Genomic DNA, 19,767 nt, shown 5'->3' on the forward strand with positions numbered 1-19,767 from the left:
TTTCATGTGTTGTTTTAATTTAAGGACTGAAGGCGTAATGTGACAGCTGCTTTATGAGCGTCTAGTCCTTCAGCGGCCGCTAGAATTTCCAAGGATGGGGCAAGTGCTTTAAAGCCTTTTTGGCTAAGTTCTTGGATGTAAAGGCGCTTTTGAAAATCCTGTAAACCCAAGCAAGAGTGATTTTTTGCAGCTCCACCCGTGGGTAAAACATGGTTGGTTCCAGATGCGTAATCACCCGCTACTTCTGGTGAAAAGGAGCCTAGGAAAATTGAGCCCGCGTGTTGGATGCTGTTTAATAAAGCACGCGGGGTTTCTGTGTGAATGATCAGATGTTCAGGCGCATAATAATTAGAAATTGTTACCGCTTGAGCAAGGTCAGCACAAAGGATGAAGCGGCTTTGGATAAGCGCTTTTCGGGCGATTTCTGCGCGACTAAGCTGCGGCAATTGTTGATTTATGGCTGCCTCGACCGCTTGGGCTAGCGCTTTATTGGGAGTGATTAGGAGACAATGGGAGTCTTCTCCATGTTCGGCTTGTGATAAAAGGTCGGCGGCGATGAAGGCAGGATTGGCTTGGGCATCAGCGATGATTAATACTTCAGAAGGGCCTGCTGGCATATCAATGGTTGTGCCGTTAGGGCTTTGACTAATTTGCCTTTTTGCTTCAGTAACATAAGCATTGCCAGGGCCAAAAATTTTATCAACTTTGGGCACGCTTTGCGTACCAAAACCCATAGCGGCGATGGCCTGTGCCCCCCCTAGCTGATAGATTTCTTCTACGCCACATATATGCGCGGCATAGAGAATTTTTGCATCAATAGGGGGTGGTGAGCAGAGGATAAGTCGCCTACAACCAGCCAGTTGGGCAGGAATTGCTACCATGAGGACAGTTGAGAAAAGCGGCGCAGAGCCGCCTGGTATATAAAGTCCTATCGTTTCAAGCGGGCGGCTGATTTGTTCGCATAATACCCCTGTTTGCGTCTCTATTGTAAGGGTGGTGGGGGCTTGGGCTTGGTGAAAGCATCGGATGTTTTTAGCTGCCTCAGAGAGGGCAGCCTTGAAGGAAGATGTGAGTGAAGATGTCTGAGGCAACTCTATAGGAAAAGGGAGGCGTAAATGCTCTAAGGTAATATGGTCAAAACATTGGCTATAGTAGAAAAGTGCTTCATCACCTCGGTTTTTCACATCAGTTAAAATGGTGTTAACGCTTTGGGTTAAGTGCTCGCTTCCGCTACAGGTTGGGCGGCGCAAAAGGGTTTTTTGTTGAGCGGGCGAGGCTTTTTGCCATTCATAAAGGGGGAAGGTCAGCATGATCTGTTCCTAGATAAGCATTTTTTCTATAGGTAAAACAAGGATGGAGCTAGCGCCTAGCACTTTAAGTTGCTCCATGGTTTCCCAAAAGAGGTTTTCACTGCTAACCATGTGAAGGGCTACGCGGCTTTCATCATTGACAAGTGGCAAGATGCTTGGTTGTTCTGCCCCGGGTAGGAGAGCGATAATTTCGTCGAGATAGTCGCAAGGGGCGTGGAGCATGATATATTTAGATTCCCGCGCTTGGATGGTGCCCCCGATGCGTAACAATAACTTATCAATTAGGGACTGTTTCTCGGGGTCAATAAACCCTTCTCTTTGGATGAGGCAAGCTTTTGAGCGGGCGATGATTTCAACTTCTCGCAAGCCATGTGCTTCAAGGGTAGCACCGCTTGAGACAAGGTCGAAAATAGCATCAGAAAGACCCGTGCGTGGGGCGATTTCTACTGCACCATTTAACAGACAAGGATGAAAATTAATGCCTTTCTCAGATAAATAGTTTTTGAGTGTGAAAGGATAAGAAGTAGCGATGCGTTTCCCCGCAAGGTCTGAAAGGCTGGTGAAGCTATGTTCTTCTGGCACGGCTAATGATAGGCGACAATCGCCAAAATCAAGGCGGCGCAAATGCTGATAAGCAGCAATCTCACCGCGCGCTTGGCGCGCAAGCACCGCTTCTTGAATAATGTTTTCCCCTACAACGCCTAAGTCGATTACCCCATCCATGATTAATTCGGGGATGTCTTCATCGCGTAGGCGTAAAACATCTATCGGCATATTACGGGCGATAAGGATTAATTTATGGGAATCAAGGGGAAATTTAATACCGCAATAACGTAGAAGGTCTTGGCTTTCTTGGCTAAGGCGACCAGATTTTTGGATGGCGATTTTGAGGTGATTGGTTTCTAACATAAGGTATCCAATGATTATGAAAGCGATAATAATAAACCCGAAAGATGATCTTCCGGGTGCTTTCTAATCAATGGAAGATCAAACGTCTTCCAGCCTTGTCATTGCCTGAAAGACTAGGTACTGTAATGGTAATGATGATGGTAAGATATAGACATAGAGCCTCCGATAACAAATGTAGTTTATACAAAGTTTTATAAAATGGCAATTACTTCTTTTTTTTCCAAAGAAGACGAATTTCATCAAGTATAATAAAAGCTGCACCTAAGCTGATAAAAGCATCGGCAAGATTGAAAATAGCAAAAGAAAAAGAGGGGGGAACATGAAAGTAAATATAATCAATAACATAGTGAAAGCGAGCTCGATCAATGAGATTTCCTATCGCCCCGCTTAAAATAATTAGAAATCCCCATTGTTGATAGAGATGATCTTTTGGTATTTTAATATATAGCCATAAAATAGTAAGGCTGAGAAGGGCGCTTATGGTTAATAAGGCCGTTCCAGGCAAGTAATGAAATAAGGAAAAGGCTACCCCAGAGTTATGGACGTAATAAAGTGATAAAAATGGTAAAAGCGGCCGTTCTTCATTTAAAATAAAGTTGTGGGAAATCCAATGTTTCACGACTTGGTCAAGGCTAACTAAAAAGAGAAATATTAGGAAAGAAAGCGCAAGGCGGCTTTTGGATATTTTATACCTATAGGGTGAGGAGGTGGCGGCGCATTTCATAGAGCACGATTCCTGTGGCTACGGCGAGGTTAAGGGAGTCTGCTTGGCCGATCTGTGGGATCCGAACAAGGTGTTGACATTGGGCAGCTAAGAGCTCGCTTAAGCCCTTTTGTTCATTGCCCATAAGTAAGAGAAGGGGGCTGTTTTTATATTCAACGCTGCGATAGTCTATAGCTCCTTTGAGGTGCGTTCCGATGATGCGACCAGAGAATTTTTGCTGAAAATTTTGTGCAAAATTTGAAAAATCGCTACTTTTTATTCGATAGAGAGGCACCGTAAAAAGTGAGCCCATGGTAGCACGTACTGCTTCAAACGAAAACGGATCTGTGGTTTCATCAATTAATAGGACACCAGCTGCACCTATGGCGTCAGCGGTGCGGATGATGGTACCAAGATTGCCGGGGTCGCGCACCCGATCTAGACCAATGAAAAGCGCTGTTTTATCGATTGCTTGCAAGGTATGTAGAGGGTAGAACTTTTGTTTAAATACCCCTATCACGTTTTGAGGGTTATCGCGCCGCGTGATGTGGCTTAGAACTTTAGTATTTGTGGGGATGATCATTGCCCCATACGCGCGCGCTGTGGCGGCTATTCTTTCGATTCGGGGGTTATTGAGATCGGTTTTGGTACATAAAAGATAGTGGATCGTCCAACCTGCTTCGAACGCATCGAGCACTAATTTGAGACCTTCGGCAAGAAAAAGTTTTTCTTGATCGCGGTGTTTTTTTAGGGCTAATGCCTTGATATTTTTAATAATTGGGTTGGAAGTAGCGCTGATTTCTTTTACGCTACCGGCTATTTTTTCAGACATTTTCATGTATCCAGCGGCTAAAGAGTGAGGTAGAGAGGACGCGGTTTGCACTTTCCTCTCGTAAAATGAGTTCGCCCGATTCTACTACGCCTCCATGGTTGGCCATAGTATCCCGCAATAGAGTGTGGATGCCATAAAAAGAAGAACGGATTGTATAAGCGGTGAGGATGATGCCTAAAGGTTTTTGTGTTAAAAGGGTGCGGCAATATTCTAGAAGTTGAGGGAGGTGATCAAAAATTTGCCAAATTTCACCATTGGGCCCACGGCCGTAAGCAGGGGGGTCAAGAAGTATAAGATCATAATGGCTTTGACGGCGCGCTTCGCGGGCAACAAATTTCATAGCATCGTCGCAGATCCAGCGGATGGGCTTATCGGTAAGGCCGGCTTGGTGTTGATTTTCCTTTGCCCATAAAATAGCTTTTTTGGAGGCATCAACATGTGTGACGTGAGCTTCATTACGCGCGGCAATAAGTGAGGCAAGTCCCGTATAGCCAAAAAGATTTAAAACCTTTTTAGGTGTTTGGGACCTAAGCTTTTTTGGGGCGCGCTGGAGTAGATGCTCAAGAAAGCGCCAATGGGCATCTTGCTCTGGAAAGACGCCTACGTGGCGGAATGAAGTAAATCGCCCGAAAAAATTCAGCCCCATCCAGGTGAGGGGCCACGTTTCACCCAAAGCTTGTTTTGGGAATTGCCAGCGACCCATGCCTTCTTCATCGATGTTACCGGTAAAAATAGCATCGGCCTTTTGCCAAAAATTTGGTGGCGCGGCAGGCGCCCACAGCGCTTGTCCTTCTGGGCGGATGATATGATAGGGACCGTAACGCTCTAGTTTGCGGCCATGGCCACTGTCAACGAGGGCATAATCATTGTTGGGAGTTGTTTCAAGGATGAGAGGCACGTGCTCAACTGGTAGAACACCTACCCGCCGTTTGAGAAGCGGTGGAGCGGAGAGCGGTTGGCGAACGCAGTCTGAGCGAGGCAATAAAGAAGGAGAGAGCGGTTTGTGCTTGGGCATCGATTTATATAGTAGCTGAGGGGGAGGAAAGGTTTTCCCTTTTGGTAGCCTGCATCTTTATACTTTGGAGCTCGGCTTGACAATGCTTTAGCGCTTTACGGTATTTGTGTTGGCTGAGCCAAATAGTAGCGCCACCTATGAGAAGACCAAGGATGAGAAACAGAAATAGCCAGATAAAAAGCGGCGCCTCATAATTGAAGTCGCTTCCCCCTAAACCGAAAAGGTTAAGGGTAAGGGCGACTGGAGCGCGATTTTCAATGATAAAGGCGATAAGTAAGATCGCCAAGGGCACAAGAATGATCGCGGCAAGGATGCGTTTGACTGTCATAGGTCTATCTTTCGCCTAGGTGGGGTTAAGACGATCGCGTAACTCTTTACCGGTTTTGAAAAAAGGTACCCATTTTTCTTCGACGGAAACAATTTCGCCTGTGCGAGGGTTGCGGCCGTCGCGGGCGGGGCGGTTTTTTATGGAAAATGTTCCAAACCCTCGTAACTCAACGCGGTTACCCTTAGCTAAAGCGCTACTGATCTCGTTGAAAATTGTGTTGACAATTTTCTCAATATCTCGTTGAAAAAGGTGAGGGTTGCGTTGTGCGATAATTTGTACAAGCTCTGATTTGATCAAAAGGGCCTCCCTAGTAGCTTTTGTTTATATCAACTTCAAGGTTTCTTGTAAATCTATCTCTTTCAAATCTAATATATTTTTATTCCGTAGCGTTGCAAAGACCTAATGGCATTTTTATCATTAAAATATTGCTATCGGCGGCAACGTATTATGGCTGTCGGGAAAAATATGATCTCTTGGGAACGGATGCAGGGGGGGGGTCGTTTTGGAAGAAGATGATAAGGATGGCGTGGAATGCGCTTTAGAATACGCAATTTATCAAACAAATAGAGGGAAGAGGTTAAGATTATGTGTGCTTTTTATTGCGTATCAAGAAGGATGGCGATAAAGTAAGGGCTTGAAAGTTACAAATGAGGTTAAGAATGAGCTTGCGCATTTCTGGAAAACACATGGATATTGGAGAAGCATTTCGGCAACGAATCGATGAGCGTGTTGGTGATGCTTTAGCCAAATATTATGATGGCAGCAGTTCGGGTCATGTAACAGTAGTGAAATCAAACGGGCATTACGCAGCTGAGTGTGTGATTCATTTAAGCACAGGCGCCGTTTTGCAGACTACGGGCCAAGCCCAAGAGCCCCAAGCGGCGTTTGATGCGGCCCTTGTTCGCCTTGAAACGCGGCTACGGCGTTACCACCGGCGGTTAAAATCAAGGAGTTATAACCAAAATGAGCAAAAAGCTTTGGCCGAATATGCTTATCATATTATGGAACCTATGCCAGAACCCGAGGAGGAGGTGGCATCTACCGATTATGCGCCAGCGATTGTGGCTGAAACTTCTCAGGCTTTGCGGCGTTTAAGTGTAGCTAATGCAGTAGTAGAATTGGACTTGATGGATAATCCTGTTTTGGTTTTTTCTAATGCTGCGAATGATCGGCTCAACATTGTCTATCGACGTGCCGATGGTAATATTGGTTGGATTGATCCTTCTGGTTTGAAATCGTAAAGTTGTATTCAACCTCGTAGAGGAAGGGCTGATATATAGGCTTTAACTGAATCAATCTACTATTTTCAGGATGAAAAAGAATGGATACAGAGCAGGATGCTCTGTCTTCTACCCTATGGTAGAATTAGAGAGGCATAAAATGGATCTGAGTGATTTGATTGCGCCACAAGCTATTATTCCGATGCTTAAGGCGAATTCGAAAAAACAGGTTTTACAAATCTTGTCGGAAAAAGCGGCTGAATTGACAGGCCTAGAGGAGCGTATTCTTTTTGAAACAGTTCTGCAACGTGAAAGATTAGGCTCAACCGGCGTAGGAAATGGAATTGCTATCCCCCATGGGAAATTACCACAGGTGGCGTCTATCATTGGGGTTTTTGCGCGGCTTGAGACCGCTGTTGACTTTGAAGCGCTAGATGACGAGCCGGTAGATCTGGTCTTTTTATTATTGGCTCCAGAAAATGCTGGCGCTGACCATTTAAAAGCCCTGTCGCAAATCGCTCGGGTTTTACGTGATGGGGATTTGGTATATAAATTGCGCCATACGCGTGATCCGTTTACGCTGTACCAATTTCTCACGCGGCCTCTCGCATCGCATGCCGCTTGAAGGAAACAATGCGGAGGCGAAAGAGATGAAAGTACCTCTGAGGGCTATGCCAGTGACCAGCGCACAAAAAAAGCCGTTGTTGAGTAGCTCTTTTGTTCAGGCTTTAGCCTTTTTTCTATTATTCGTTTTTTTTATCTATGGGGCTCTATTGATAGGGTTATTGGGGCTTAGCGATTGGTTAATCCATAGTTTTGAGCTTTTGTTTTTTCAAGAGTGGGGCGGGGCTGGTATTGCTTTGATGGCTAGCTTATTGCTGGGGGCGTGGGTTTTAGGAGTTTTAGGCTTGGCATCCCTGGGTGTTCTTATCGCTCGCAAAGCGCAGCGCCCCCTTTTGATACCGCAATTACGGTTGATCATCTTTTTCGCTTTTTTTCATATTTTTGCCCTACCTTGGATTTTTTGGCGTGCAATTCGGCGCCATTCGCCGGCCTTAGTGGCACGGCACCGGAGCCATTTGCGGAGTTTAGCTCGTAGCGAGTATATGCAGGAAAGGTTACGGGCGAGGCGGCACGTTTGAGATCATGCGATTATGGATGAAACGGTTTTTGATGCAGGCGTGTCTTTGCTTTCTGTTTTTCAGTATGGGTGTAATAAAATATGGATCATAGAGACGCAAAATTATTAAAGCGCGGCTTTTATGCGCGGCTTTTCCATGCAGTGGTTTTTGAGATTACAGCTATAGTTTTGACTTCATTATTTTTTGTTATTTTTACTAACAAAAATTGGCTTGATATGGGAATATTGTCGGCTATCCTTTCGCTGATTGCAACCTTATGGAATGGGTTTTTTAATTTTTGTTTTGACACTTTGCAAAAGGCTTTGGGTTTTTCTCGCACAATTTTAGCGCGTGTCGCTCATGCAGTTTGTTTCGAGGGTGGGCTTGTTTTGTTTACGGTGCCTTTAGTGGCCTTTTATCTAGGGATTAGTTTTGCGGATGCTTTTTTGCTAGAAGCGGGCTTGGTCATTTTCTTTTTATTTTATTCATTTGCGTTTAATTTTATCTACGACCGTCTTTATATACGTTTTACACGGGATTAAACATTTTTATGCCAACCGCATAAAGTTTTTGAAAACCATATGGTGATAGGCTTCTGCTGAAGTCAAAGGGCTTGGCTTAGTCTTTGTAGGTAATTTGAGAGAGTGAGTTAAAAGGATGTACAATAAGACTTTTATTCTAGCGTGGGTTATGGCATTTGCTTTATGTTTTTCGCCCTTATTGAGAGTGGCGGCAGCACAGACGCCTAGCCGGCTACAACAATTTCAGGCTTGGGGAACGTATTCTTACCGGGCTGATGGTAAATCTCTATGCTATGCGCTGTCTGTTCCGTTGGTTGCTGACCCAGCCAATGTGAGGCATGGTGATAATTTCTTTTTGTTGAGTAAAAAGTCTGGGACTCAAGCAGGGTTTGAGCCGCAGCTAGCAGCAGGCTATGATTTAAAAGAGGGAGCGCCTGTGGTGGTGCGTATCGGAGAGAAGCGTTTCTCTTTCTTTAGCCGAGGTTCTGTTGCGTGGCTGGCATCAGTGAATGATGAGAAACAATTGGTGGCTTTGATGCGTTCTGGGGCGACCATGGATGTGTCAGCAACTTCAAAACGCGGCACCCAAACTCACTATGTTTTTTCTTTGAAAGGGGTAAGTGCGGCGCTTAATGCGCTTAATAACTGTAAATAAGGTTCTGACTTATGGAGCCCTTTTGGCTGTATCTTGTAATATCACCATGGCTTTGTGTAATCGCCTAGTTTAAGGATACTTGCTTAAGAATAAAGTTTGTTTGAACCATATGAGTGCTTGCAGAGCATATGGGCGTGGATAGGAAGCGCCTTTTCTAAGGATGATTGAGATTCATGACATTTGCTTATGATTTAGTGCCACAAGAGGTATCAAAAGCCTTATCGCAGGCGGATAAAAAGCCGTTGATCGGACTTACGCGTGAGGAAATAGCAGAAGCTTTGGCGGCGCTCGGGGTGCCAGCTCGTCAAGTTAATATGCGTGTGCGACAGCTATGGCATTGGCTCTATGTGCGTGGGGTCTCTGATTTTACAGCGATGTTTAACGTTTCAAAAGACTTGCGGGCTCGCTTAGAAGATCACTTTACGCTCCACCGACCAGAAATCGTTGAAGAGCTTCTTTCTGAAGATGGAACATGTAAATGGCTATTACGTTTCCCGTCTCATGGAGCTGGCCGCCCTGTAGAGGTGGAGACCGTGTATATCCCTGAAGATGGGCGCGGTACATTATGTGTTTCCTCACAAGTGGGATGTAGTTTAACCTGTTCTTTTTGTCATACTGGAACCCAAAAGTTGGTGCGTAATTTACGAACAGAAGAAATTTTGGGCCAATTTTTGTTAGCGCGGGATAGGCTTGGAGACTTTCCCGATAAAGACACGCCTGATGGGGCGATTGTGCCTACTGAAGGGCGCAAAATCACCAATATTGTCATGATGGGTATGGGTGAACCGCTATACAATTTTGATGCGGTTAAAAAGGCGCTTTTAATCGCCGCTGATGGAGAAGGTCTTTCGCTTTCTAAACGTCGGATCACGCTTTCGACAAGTGGCGTGGTGCCAGCGATCGCCCGTTGTGGTGAAGAAATTGGGGTGATGTTAGCTATTTCGCTTCACGCAGTGCGCGATGATTTGCGCGATATATTGGTGCCAATCAATAAAAAATATCCACTTGCTACTCTAATGGATGCTTGTCGTGCTTACCCTGGCCTTTCAAACGCCAAACGGATCACTTTTGAATATGTGATGCTAAAAGGTGTAAATGACCATTTAGATGATGCTAAAGGATTGATAACGCTTTTGCGTGGTATACCAGCAAAGATTAATTTGATCCCCTTTAATACGTGGCCTGGGAGCAATTATCAATGTTCGGACTGGCAACAAATTGAGCGCTTTGCTGATGCTTTGAATCAAGCAGGCTATGCCTCGCCCATTCGTACGCCGCGTGGACGTGATATTTTAGCTGCTTGCGGGCAGCTAAAATCACAATCGGAACGACTTCGCAAGACAGAACGCCTAAATCTTGAAACTCTGATGATGCGTGGCCATGGAGATTAGTGTTTTAGGCAACGCAACGTTGCGGGGATACACCTTTGCTTATTGATTTTGATCGCGCGCGGCTAAGGTACGTAGGCGTAGGGCGTGCAGGCGAATGAAGCCAGCGGCATCTTTTTGATTGTAAGCGCCGTGGTCATCTTCAAAGGTCACTAATTGATTATGGTAAAGCGATTTGGAGCTTTCTCGTCCCTCAATAATGACATTGCCTTTATAGAGTTTGAGATGCACCACCCCTTCCACATGAGTTTGCGAAAGGTCAATAGCCGCTTGTAACATTTGGCGTTCGGGTGAGAACCAAAAGCCGTTATAGATAAGTGAGGCATACCGAGGCATGAGCTCATCCTTGAGGTGGGCGGCCTCTCGATCTAGGGTGATAGATTCAATGGCGCGGTGAGCAGCTAAAAGAATGGTGCCACCAGGGGTTTCATAGATACCTCGTGATTTCATGCCCACAAAGCGGTTTTCTACGAGGTCAAGCCGGCCAATGCCGTTATCACGCCCATAATTATTGAGTTGTGTAAACAGTGTGGCGGGGGAAAGTGGTTGGCCATTGATAGATATAGGGTCACCGCCTTTAAAACCAATGCTGATAAAGGTAGGGTGATCAGGTGCATCTTCAGGGGCGATGGTGCGCATATGGACGTATTCTGGCGCTTTTTGTGCGGGATCTTCGAGGATTTTTCCTTCTGATGAAGAGTGCAATAAATTTGCATCAACTGAGAACGGTGCCGCGCCTTGTTTATCTTTGGTAACAGAAATTTGGTGTAGGCGCGCAAAATCTAAAAGGTCGCTACGGCTTTTGAACGACCAGTCGCGCCAAGGTGCGATAATTTTAATGTCAGGGCTAAGTGCATAGGCGGAGAGTTCAAACCGCACTTGATCATTACCCTTTCCGGTAGCTCCATGGGAGATAGCGTCGGCCCCTGTTTGACGGGCTATTTCTACTAGGCGTTTAGAAATGAGTGGACGCGCGATGGATGTGCCTAGCAGATATGCACCTTCATAGACGGCGTTCGCACGGAACATGGGGAAGACGAAGTCACGGATAAACTCTTCCCGTAAGTCTTCGATATAAATCTCTTTTATACCTAGTTGTTCGGCCTTTTTGCGTGCAAGCTCTAATTCTTCACCTTGACCAAGATCGGCAGTAAAGGTAACCACTTCGGCGTTTAATTCGGTTTGTAGCCATTTTAAAATAATTGACGTATCAAGCCCACCCGAATAAGCAAGTACGACTTTTTTTATAGTTTTCTTTTCATTCATTTTTGTCTCTATTGGTATGATTGATCATAAGTATATTGCAATAATAATTAAGCATGCAATCTGCTTAAGAGACAAGCTTTATATAGGTCTATTTTAGATATTATGTATTTTTTGAATTATGATATGGCGGGCTTAAGGTGTTTTTTCAGTCTTTACGCTTGTGCTTCAATGGCTAAGGCGTGAAGTCCCTTGCCGAATTCTTCTTGCGCTAAATTGAGAATGGCGCGATGGCGCTCTAGGCGTGAGAGAGAGGCGAAAGCGGGGGCGTGGATCTTGACGCGTAGATGGCTTTCTCCCGTGCCATCGACTATAAAGGCGCCGTGCTGGTGACCGTGGTGAAGCTGGCTTTCATTGATGATTTCAAGATAGGTAGGATGAAAGGCGGCCTTGAGTTTTTTTGCAAGTCTGTTTTGGATTGTGCTAGACATTTTATGCTTTCCCCCCCATATGAGGGAATTCCTTACCGAATCTTCAAGGTTATAAGGTAATGGGGGAATTATTAAGATTCAAGTTTATTATCAAACTTTGCGTAATGAGACCATGGCAACGACATCAAAACTTTTTGACTCCATTCGTATTAGTGCGAATAAAAAAAAGAAAGAGCCTGAGCAAGAGCAATTGTGCCAGTGGCAAAGCTGTCTGAAGCCGGGCGCGCATCGAGCTCCAGCGGGCCGCGGACATGAGGGAAAATATTTGTATTTTTGTATTGATCATGTGCGTGAATATAATAAAAATTTCAATTATTTTTCTGGGTTAAAGGATGAGGAAATTGCTAAATTTCAGAAGGATGCTTTGACGGGCCATAAGCCTACTTGGAAAGCGGGGAGTAATCCTACAGGCACGCAAAAAGCAGCGCCTAGTTTTTCAACCATTCGTTCTGGTTCAGCTGCGTATCAAAAGCGGATGCGCAATCCTTTCCATATCTTTGACACGGATCGTCCTGCTCAGCCTGCACCACGGCGGCTAAAAGCATTAGAGATTAAAGCATTTCAAAGCTTAGGGCTGGAGGCTGGGGCTTCTAGTGATGAGATTAAAGCTAAATATAAGGCCTTGGTTAAACGTCACCATCCTGATGCCAATGGGGGGGATCGATCTTCAGAAGAGCGATTCCGTGAAGTGCTTCAAGCTTATAATCTTTTGAAGGGCGCGGGGTTCTGTTCATAGGTTTTTCATATTTCTAATAAGTGTATTTGGTTTGTTGTAGACTTGCACTGGGTTTTGATTGGTGTTTATATAGGATTTTGGCTTGGCCGAGCAGGCTTTTAAGTTCTATAAGATATATAACCAGAGAAAGGCGACGTCTATGGAAATGGTGCCTGATAAGATGGTGAGTGCACGAGCCCTATTTGGCATCAAGAGTGATATGCAAGTGCCAGCTTTTAGTAAAGGCGGACCATATGTACCAGAAATTGACCCAGATTATATTTTTGATTTGCAGACCACTTTAGCGATTTTAGCGGGTTTTGCCTATAATCGGCGGGTGATGGTTTCGGGCTATCATGGTACGGGTAAATCAACCCATATTGAGCAAGTGGCAGCACGGCTTAATTGGCCCTGTGTGCGGATTAACCTTGATAGCCATGTGAGTCGAATTGATCTTGTGGGGAAAGATGCAATTGTTATTAAGGATGGTTTGCAGGTTACTGAATTTAAAGATGGTATGTTGCCTTGGGCCTATCAAAATAATGTAGCTTTGGTTTTTGATGAATATGATGCTGGCCGCCCTGATGTTATGTTCGTGATTCAGCGGGTTTTGGAATCTTCGGGTCGTTTGACTTTGCTTGATCAGAGTCGTGTTTTGGTGCCGCATCCTGCTTTTCGGTTATTTGCGACTGCCAATACGGTAGGGCTTGGTGATACGACAGGGCTTTATCATGGCACGCAGCAAATCAATCAAGCCCAAATGGACCGTTGGTCGCTTGTGACAACCCTTAACTATCTACCTCATGATAAGGAGGTAGAGATCATTTTATCCAAGGCAAAGCATTTCCAAAATAAAGAAGGGCGCGAGATCGTTTCACGGATGGTGCGTGTGGCAGATATGACTCGCCAAGCTTTTGTTAATGGAGATCTTTCCACCGTAATGAGCCCACGGACGGTTATCATTTGGGCGGAAAATAGCCATATTTTTAACGATGTTGCTTTTGCCTTTCGCCTGACTTTTTTGAATAAGTGTGATGAATTGGAGCGAGCTAGTGTCGCTGAGTTTTACCAGCGCGCTTTTGCTGTAGAACTACCTGAATCAGCAGTGAATACAGTCTTTGCTTGAAGGAGGAGGAATGACGGCTACGGCCGGCGATAATCATAATGAATGCCCGCACACAAGTGAAGAGCGCGATAGGCTAAAAAGCGCGTTGAGCATTTGTATGCGTGCGGTGGCGGCAGCGCGCGACCTAGACGTATTTTTTGGTTCAGATCGTCCATCCTTTAGTGGTGAGACGGCTCATTTGCCAGATTTTCCAGTTACTTATAGCCGTCAAGATATTGATATTGTACGTGGCCTCGGGGATTCGATGGCGTTAAGGCGCGCTTGGCATGATGAAAATCTACATGCAAAATTAGCGCCATCTACCCCCCAAGGGAGGGCGATTTTTGACGCCGCTGAACAGGCGCGTGTTGAAGCCATTGGCACATTGGCTATGGCGGGTATGGCTAAAAATCTTGATAAAATGCTGGCTGATAAATACCGACGCGCTCATTATGAGCTCGTTAATACGCGCGAGAAAGCCCCTTTGCAGGAGGCCGTTGCGCTTTTTATTCGCGAAAAGGTTACGGGGCGACCCCCGCCCCAAGAGGCGGGAGAGGTTGTAGATTTATGGCGTACTTTGCTTGAGGAAAAGGCAAGTACAGTTTTTTCTGATTTGTATAAAAGTCTTTACCAACAAGCTGATTTTGCTCAGCTTGTACATGAGATTTTGGTGCTGATAGATGTGGAAGGAGCGCAAGCTACGCCTTTAGAAGATTCCGCACAGATTGATGAGGGGGAGGCCACTCCTCAGGCGGAGGTAGGGGAAGAAAAAGATGACGCGCAAGCGGCGCAAAGTGCAGAAGTCGCACGAGAAGAAATGCAGCAAGCTGAGGAAGAGGGTGAAGGCGCGCCGACCCTAAAAAGTAAAAAATCTGCAGGTTTTTTAAAAGATGGCCAAGGAGGAGGCCGTGATGAATGCCAACCTATACGGGCTTTTAGTGAGCTTGAAAGTCTGGGGGATTATAAGGTTTTTACTCGTGAATTTGATGAGGTTTTAGAAGCTACGGATTTGTGTGATTCATCAGAGTTAGAGACATTACGCAATTTTTTGGATAAGCAATTGTTACCTTTACAGGGTATGGTGGGGCGCCTCGCCAACCGCTTGCAACGGCTCCTTATGGCCAAGCAAAACCGTGCTTGGCGCTTTGATTTGGAAGAAGGCTATTTGGATCCGGCGCGTTTGCCGCGGGTAATTGTTGATCCAACGCAATCGCTTTCTTATAAAATGGAGTGCGATACAAAATTTCGCGATACGATTGTCTCGTTAGTGATTGATAATTCTGGTTCTATGCGAGGGCGGCCAATTACTGTGGCAGCTAGTTGTGCGGATATTTTAGCACGCACCCTAGAGCGTTGTGGGGTGAAGGTAGAAATTTTGGGCTTTACGAGTAAAGCATGGAAGGGGGGGCAGGCGCGTGAAGCGTGGCTGAGTCGTGGCCGTCCTGCAAAGCCTGGTCGGCTTAATGATTTGCGGCATATTATTTATAAAAGCGCAGATCAGCCGTGGCGCCGTGTGCGGCGGAATTTAGGGCTAATGATGCGCGAGGGGTTGCTGAAAGAAAATATTGATGGTGAGGCTTTGATCTGGGCTCATCAGAGGCTTTTAGCGCGTCGTGAGCAAAGGCGAATTTTGATGATGATTTCTGACGGAGCGCCGGTGGATGATTCGACTCTTTCAATGAATCCTAGCGATTATTTAGAACGCCACTTGCGTGAAGTTATCCATGAAATCGAAACACGCTCGTCGGTTGAGCTGATCGCTATTGGGATTGGCCATGATGTAACCGGCTATTATAAACGAGCAGTAACGATTGTTGATGCTGAAGAATTAGCAGGAGCTATGACAGGACAATTGGAAGCTCTTTTTGAGGAAAAGGCTTGAATTTACATGGAGTAGGAGTTTATTCTATTTCAGAGAGAGATATATGGGATGATGGAGTGCTCTTTGAAATTGGGTTGTCTAAAAATATGTCTTAAAAAGTTATATTATTTTATCTCAATCGCTTATAGTTTATCCTTTGATAATGGATGAGGAAAAAATGGATTATTTTTTACAACAGTTGATTAATGGATTGGCGCTTGGAGCTATTTATGGGTTGATCGCTATCGGTTATACAATGGTATATGGTATTTTAGGGATGATCAATTTTGCCCACGGCGATATTTTTATGGTCGGGGCTTTTATTGCGATGATTGTTTTTATGACGCTTATGGCATTGCCCATGGCCCTACCTATAGTTGTTGTTTTATTACTGATGTTGATTATGGCGATGATTTTTACTAGCGTTTGGAGCTGGGTAGTGGAGCGGGTGGCTTATCGTCCTTTACGTGGTTCTTTTCGCTTGGCGCCCCTTATCACAGCGATTGGTATGTCTTTTGTAATTAGTAATTTTGTACAAGTAGAGCAAAGTCCACGCAATAAGCCTATTCCAAATTTGGTAACTGGGCATTTTACTATCCCTGGAACAGATGTTTTGGTTTTGTATAAGCAGGTGATTGTGGTGGTGGTAACGGCCACTTTGTTGGTAATCTTTTCTTATATTATGAATAAGACGCCTTTGGGGCGCGCGCAGCGGGCAGTAGAGCAAGATTCTAAAATGGCAGCGCTTTTAGGGGTAAATGTTGATCGGACGATTTCTATTACTTTTGTCATAGGGGCGGCTTTGGCGGCGATTGCTGGCATGCTCTATTTGGTTAATTATGGGCAAGTCCATTTTTCTGATGGTTTTATTCCTGGCATTAAAGCTTTTACCGCGGCGGTGCTGGGCGGGGTTGGATCTTTGCCAGGCGCGGTGATTGGTGGATTGTTGATTGGTTTGATTGAAGCTTTATGGCAGACTTATTTTTTGCCCGAATATAAGGATGTGGCTGTTTTTGCCGTTCTTGCCATTGTGTTGATTTTTATGCCATCGGGGTTGATGGGGCGGCCGGAGGTTGAGAAAGTATGATTGAGACACAAAGGACAATGCAAGGGGCAGCTAGAGGATCGCGTTGCATTAAAGCTTTCAGCGAGGGAGCGATGACGGCGCTGATTGCGTTTTTATTATTTATTTTTATTGTTGGACTGCGTTCTGATTTAAATTTTCAGAACCACATGGTCTTGATGCCGCAATTAGGCTATTTGGCCAATTATGTTTTAATTGCTGGTTTTGGGCGTTTTATGTGGGTTTTATGCGGCGGTGGGATGAGAGGTGCTTTAGCGGCTCTTTTGCCGACGGGTGTGCTGTTTTGTGGTTATCGAGCTTGGCTTTATTACCAGATCTATGGTGGAGAGAATGGATATTCTTCATTTGAGCAGTTGCGCCAATTGATTTGGGCAGGAGGGCTTTTATTAGCCATTGTCGCGGTAGGAGGGGTTTTATTGTCCTATGATGGGTGGCGGCAACCGCTTGTACAAGTCAAGCAAAAAGTACCTCCTTCATTTAAAAAATACGGCTTGCTTATTTTATTAACGCTTTTATTACTTTACCCGCTGTTTATTACTCAGGTGTGGATTAGTAACTTAGCGCAGTCTCAGAAGTATATTGATAATTATGCAATTCAGATTTTTATCTATATACTTCTAGCCTGGGGGCTGAATATTGTGGTAGGCTTCGCTGGATTACTTGATTTAGGCTATGTTGCTTTTTATGCTGTCGGTGCTTATACGGTGGCACTTTTGGGAAACCATTTCGGCTTTTCTTTTTGGTTATGCTTGCCCTTAGCCGCGATTTTCGCTAGCCTATGGGGGATGATGTTGGGGTTTCCGGTTTTGCGTTTACGTGGTGATTATTTAGCCATTGTGACCTTGGCCTTTGGGGAGATCATTCGGATTGTCATTCAAAATTGGACCGCTGTGACGGGTGGTTCGGCTGGGCTTTCTGTTCAGAAAGCAAGTTTTTTTGGTCTACCTTTTATTCGGGGAGAAGGTGGATTTGCTTATAATTTTGGGTTAAAATTCCATGCCGCTCAATATAAGATTTTTCTCTATTATGTAATTTTGGCTCTGCTTGTTCTTGCGGCTTTTTTTATTACGCGTTTGCGGCATTTGCCCATCGGGCGGGCTTTTGAGGCGTTGCGGGAGGATGAAACCGCTTGTCGCTCGTTAGGTATTAATACGGTAACAACAAAATTGACGGCTTTTTCGCTGGGAGCAATGTTTGGTGGGATTGCTGGAGCTTTTTTTGCTGCGCGGCAGGGAAGAGCTGATTATACAAGTTTTGTTTTTAATGAATCGGCAATTATTTTGGCTATCGTGGTGTTGGGAGGAATGGGCTCATTAGGTGGAATTGCGGTCGCAGCCGTTGTAATGATTGGGGGGATGGAATTATTGCGTGAGGTGCCGTCTTTACAGATGATCTTTGGTCCTGATTTTGATCCACAACAGTATCGGATGTTATGGTTTGGTTTGGGTATGGTGTGCGTGATGGTTTGGCGCCCGCGTGGCTTTGTGGGTGTGCGCTTGCCAACCGCTTCTTTAAAAAAGCGTAAAACTGTTTCTAGTAATTTTACCAAAGAGGGACATGGGTGATGCATAATGTAGCAACACGAGAGGAAGCAGGCGTATTGCTAGAGGTAGAGCATCTTCACATGCGGTTTGGCGGCCTTGTAGCCGTGCAGGATTTGAGTTTTTCTGTAAAGCGTGGTCAGATTACTGCGCTTATTGGGCCTAATGGAGCTGGAAAAACAACGGTTTTTAATTGTATTACGGGTTTTTATCGTCCCAGCGGTGGGCGAGTTTCTTTGTATCAGTCGCAAAGCAAACCGATTTTACTTGAGCGTTTAAATGACTTTGAGATTAACCGAAAAGCCAAAGTGGCTCGTACTTTTCAAAATATCCGTTTGTTCACGGGATTAACAGTTTTGGAAAACCTGCTTGTTGCGCAACATAATGCGTTAATGCGTGCTTCGGGCATGAGCATTTTAGGACTTTTAGGGATGCGATCTTATCGGCGGGCATTTGCTAAAGCTATGGAGCTTGCGGAAAGTTGGCTCGAGAGGATTGACTTAGTGGCGCGGGCTGATGATCCTGCCGGCGATTTGCCTTATGGTGATCAGCGGCGCTTGGAAATCGCTCGTGCCATGTGCACAAAGCCAGTCCTTTTATGCTTGGATGAGCCGGCAGCTGGCTTGAATCCACGAGAAAGCCAAGAATTAAATGCGCTTTTATTGAAGATCCGTGAGACTGAAGGTACATCCATTTTGTTGATTGAGCATGATATGTCGGTGGTTATGGAAGTTTCTGACCACGTGATTGTGCTGGAATATGGAGAAAAAATTGCTGATGGAACGCCGTATGAAGTGCAGAACGACCCTAAGGTGATTGCTGCCTATTTGGGAGTAGATGATGATGAATTTGCGCATTTGCATGAAGACATGGGCAGATATGTTACGTCGAAGGCCGAGCAGGGGAGCTTAAGTAATGGTTAAGGCTGAGATAGAAGGAAAGCCTAAGGGTGTTGCGCAACCTTTATTGAAAGTAGAAAAGTTAGATAGTTTTTATGGAGCAATTCAAGCGCTGCGCGGGGTAGATCTTGAGGTGCGTGTTGGCGAGATCGTCACCCTTATCGGCGCCAATGGGGCTGGAAAATCGACTTTGATGATGAGTATTTTTGGTTTGCCTCGTGCTAAAGCAGGGCGGATCATTTTCGAGGGGGAAGACATAACGCAAATGGCCAGCCATGAGATCGCGCGTCGCCGTATTATTCAATCTCCTGAGGGACGCCGTATTTTTTCACGGATGACTGTTTTAGAAAATTTAAAGATGGGAGCAGGCCTCGACCACCAGCGTTATTTTACAGAGGATATTGAACATATTTTTACGCTTTTTCCGCGTCTGAAAGAGAGGCTTCATCAACGTGGGGGCACTTTATCGGGTGGTGAACAGCAAATGCTGGCGATTGCTCGCGCTTTGATGGCGCGACCCAAGCTTTTATTGCTTGATGAACCTTCGTTGGGTTTAGCTCCTTTGGTAGCAAAACAAATTTTTGCAGCTATTGATCGTTTAAATCAAGAGAGGGGATTGAGTGTTTTTTTAGTAGAGCAAAACGCTTTTGGGGCGCTTAAATTGGCGCATCGTGGCTATGTGTTGGTGAATGGTCGCGTTACAATGGAAGGAACCGGAGCAGCCTTATTAGCTGACCCAGCAATCCGCGCTGCTTATCTTGATGGAGGGCATCATTAACGTGGATTATTTCTAGGAAGTGATTTAGCAGCTTTGATTTAGAATACTCAAGGGTTTATCCAAAAGGAGCGAATGGGTCTTAGCAAAA

At 45.2% G+C, this 19,767-nt stretch carries 21 protein-coding genes and 1 pseudogene; 13 read left to right on the top strand and 9 right to left on the bottom strand.

The genetic code is table 11. The features are described 5' to 3' along the window. Positions 1 to 14: 14 nt before the first annotated feature. From hisD to ACK28X_RS04395, 7 genes are all read right to left on the bottom strand, one after another. Complete coding sequence (gene hisD / locus ACK28X_RS04365; protein WP_412057241.1) at positions 15 to 1,310, bottom strand: histidinol dehydrogenase; 1,296 nt, start codon at positions 1,308 to 1,310, stop codon at positions 15 to 17. 9 nt (positions 1,311 to 1,319) lie between these two features. Beyond that, positions 1,320 to 2,219: an ATP phosphoribosyltransferase gene (gene hisG / locus ACK28X_RS04370; protein ID WP_412057242.1), complete on the bottom strand. Its 900-nt coding sequence runs from the start codon at positions 2,217 to 2,219 to the stop codon at positions 1,320 to 1,322. Positions 2,220 to 2,424: 205 nt separating this feature from the next. Further along, positions 2,425 to 2,838 (bottom strand): signal peptidase II, encoded by a 414-nt coding sequence (lspA, locus tag ACK28X_RS04375; RefSeq protein ID WP_412057243.1) that lies wholly within the window; start codon positions 2,836 to 2,838, stop codon positions 2,425 to 2,427. A gap of 73 nt (positions 2,839 to 2,911) precedes the next feature. After that, entirely contained in the window at positions 2,912 to 3,754 is an 843-nt protein-coding gene (locus tag ACK28X_RS04380) for a TrmH family RNA methyltransferase (protein ID WP_412057244.1), read from the bottom strand. Further along, positions 3,747 to 4,769: an RsmD family RNA methyltransferase gene (locus tag ACK28X_RS04385; RefSeq protein ID WP_412057245.1), complete on the bottom strand. Its 1,023-nt coding sequence runs from the start codon at positions 4,767 to 4,769 to the stop codon at positions 3,747 to 3,749. Before ACK28X_RS04385 ends, ACK28X_RS04380 begins: the two co-directional genes overlap by 8 nt. Positions 4,770 to 4,773: 4 nt before the next feature. After that, complete coding sequence (locus ACK28X_RS04390) at positions 4,774 to 5,097, bottom strand: lipopolysaccharide assembly protein LapA domain-containing protein (protein WP_412057246.1); 324 nt, start codon at positions 5,095 to 5,097, stop codon at positions 4,774 to 4,776. A 15-nt stretch (positions 5,098 to 5,112) separates the two neighbouring features. Further along, complete coding sequence (locus tag ACK28X_RS04395; RefSeq protein ID WP_412057247.1) at positions 5,113 to 5,394, bottom strand: integration host factor subunit beta; 282 nt, start codon at positions 5,392 to 5,394, stop codon at positions 5,113 to 5,115. 362 nt (positions 5,395 to 5,756) lie between these two features. On the opposite strand from ACK28X_RS04395, the gene hpf reads away from it, so the two are divergent. From hpf to rlmN, 6 genes are all read left to right on the top strand, one after another. Beyond that, a complete protein-coding gene (hpf, locus tag ACK28X_RS04400; RefSeq protein ID WP_412057248.1) occupies positions 5,757 to 6,338 on the top strand; it encodes a ribosome hibernation-promoting factor, HPF/YfiA family in 582 nt (193 codons plus the stop codon). Between the two features lie 139 nt (positions 6,339 to 6,477). Next, positions 6,478 to 6,942: a PTS IIA-like nitrogen regulatory protein PtsN gene (gene ptsN, locus ACK28X_RS04405; protein WP_412058284.1), complete on the top strand. Its 465-nt coding sequence runs from the start codon at positions 6,478 to 6,480 to the stop codon at positions 6,940 to 6,942. Positions 6,943 to 6,967: 25 nt separating this feature from the next. Next, the gene (locus tag ACK28X_RS04410) at positions 6,968 to 7,459 is read left to right on the top strand and encodes a hypothetical protein (RefSeq protein WP_412057249.1); all 492 of its coding nucleotides are present in this window, start codon (positions 6,968 to 6,970) and stop codon (positions 7,457 to 7,459) included. A gap of 80 nt (positions 7,460 to 7,539) precedes the next feature. Continuing rightward, positions 7,540 to 7,980 (top strand): PACE efflux transporter, encoded by a 441-nt coding sequence (locus ACK28X_RS04415; RefSeq protein WP_412057250.1) that lies wholly within the window; start codon positions 7,540 to 7,542, stop codon positions 7,978 to 7,980. Positions 7,981 to 8,095: 115 nt separating this feature from the next. Next, entirely contained in the window at positions 8,096 to 8,614 is a 519-nt protein-coding gene (locus ACK28X_RS04420) for an invasion associated locus B family protein (protein ID WP_412057251.1), read from the top strand. A 173-nt stretch (positions 8,615 to 8,787) separates the two neighbouring features. Beyond that, positions 8,788 to 10,005, top strand: coding sequence for a 23S rRNA (adenine(2503)-C(2))-methyltransferase RlmN (gene rlmN / locus ACK28X_RS04425; RefSeq protein ID WP_412057252.1), 1,218 nt, complete (start codon positions 8,788 to 8,790; stop codon positions 10,003 to 10,005). A 39-nt stretch (positions 10,006 to 10,044) separates the two neighbouring features. Here the strand turns inward: rlmN and ACK28X_RS04430 are convergent, their stop codons facing one another. After that, on the bottom strand, positions 10,045 to 11,268 hold the full coding sequence (locus tag ACK28X_RS04430; RefSeq protein WP_412057253.1) for an argininosuccinate synthase: 1,224 nt from the start codon (positions 11,266 to 11,268) through the stop codon (positions 10,045 to 10,047). Positions 11,269 to 11,420: 152 nt separating this feature from the next. Continuing rightward, the gene (locus ACK28X_RS04435) at positions 11,421 to 11,696 is read right to left on the bottom strand and encodes a BolA family protein (RefSeq protein WP_412057254.1); all 276 of its coding nucleotides are present in this window, start codon (positions 11,694 to 11,696) and stop codon (positions 11,421 to 11,423) included. Between the two features lie 112 nt (positions 11,697 to 11,808). Between ACK28X_RS04435 and ACK28X_RS04440 the strand changes: the two genes are divergently transcribed. The 7 genes and pseudogenes from ACK28X_RS04440 to ACK28X_RS04470 all read left to right on the top strand — a co-directional run bounded on the left by ACK28X_RS04440 (position 11,809) and on the right by ACK28X_RS04470 (position 19,679). Then, positions 11,809 to 12,432 (top strand): J domain-containing protein, encoded by a 624-nt coding sequence (locus tag ACK28X_RS04440; RefSeq protein WP_412057255.1) that lies wholly within the window; start codon positions 11,809 to 11,811, stop codon positions 12,430 to 12,432. Positions 12,433 to 12,571: 139 nt separating this feature from the next. Further along, on the top strand, positions 12,572 to 13,537 hold the full coding sequence (gene cobS, locus ACK28X_RS04445) for a cobaltochelatase subunit CobS (RefSeq protein ID WP_412057256.1): 966 nt from the start codon (positions 12,572 to 12,574) through the stop codon (positions 13,535 to 13,537). Positions 13,538 to 13,547: 10 nt separating this feature from the next. Beyond that, entirely contained in the window at positions 13,548 to 15,398 is a 1,851-nt protein-coding gene (cobT, locus tag ACK28X_RS04450) for a cobaltochelatase subunit CobT (RefSeq protein WP_412057257.1), read from the top strand. Positions 15,399 to 15,555: 157 nt separating this feature from the next. Further along, on the top strand, positions 15,556 to 16,464 hold the full coding sequence (locus tag ACK28X_RS04455) for a branched-chain amino acid ABC transporter permease (protein WP_412057258.1): 909 nt from the start codon (positions 15,556 to 15,558) through the stop codon (positions 16,462 to 16,464). Positions 16,465 to 16,535: 71 nt separating this feature from the next. Beyond that, complete coding sequence (gene livM / locus ACK28X_RS04460) at positions 16,536 to 18,026, top strand: high-affinity branched-chain amino acid ABC transporter permease LivM (RefSeq protein WP_412058285.1); 1,491 nt, start codon at positions 16,536 to 16,538, stop codon at positions 18,024 to 18,026. Then, positions 18,026 to 18,868 (top strand): annotated as a pseudogene (locus ACK28X_RS04465) (ABC transporter ATP-binding protein); the annotation flags it as partial. The gene livM and the pseudogene ACK28X_RS04465, both read left to right, overlap by 1 nt. A gap of 49 nt (positions 18,869 to 18,917) precedes the next feature. Beyond that, positions 18,918 to 19,679, top strand: a complete 762-nt coding sequence (locus tag ACK28X_RS04470) for an ABC transporter ATP-binding protein (protein ID WP_412057259.1) — start codon at positions 18,918 to 18,920, stop codon at positions 19,677 to 19,679. The last annotated feature ends 88 nt before the right edge of the window (positions 19,680 to 19,767 follow it).

The organism is Bartonella sp. DGB2 (assembly GCF_046843095.1).
Classification (GTDB): domain Bacteria; phylum Pseudomonadota; class Alphaproteobacteria; order Rhizobiales; family Rhizobiaceae; genus Bartonella.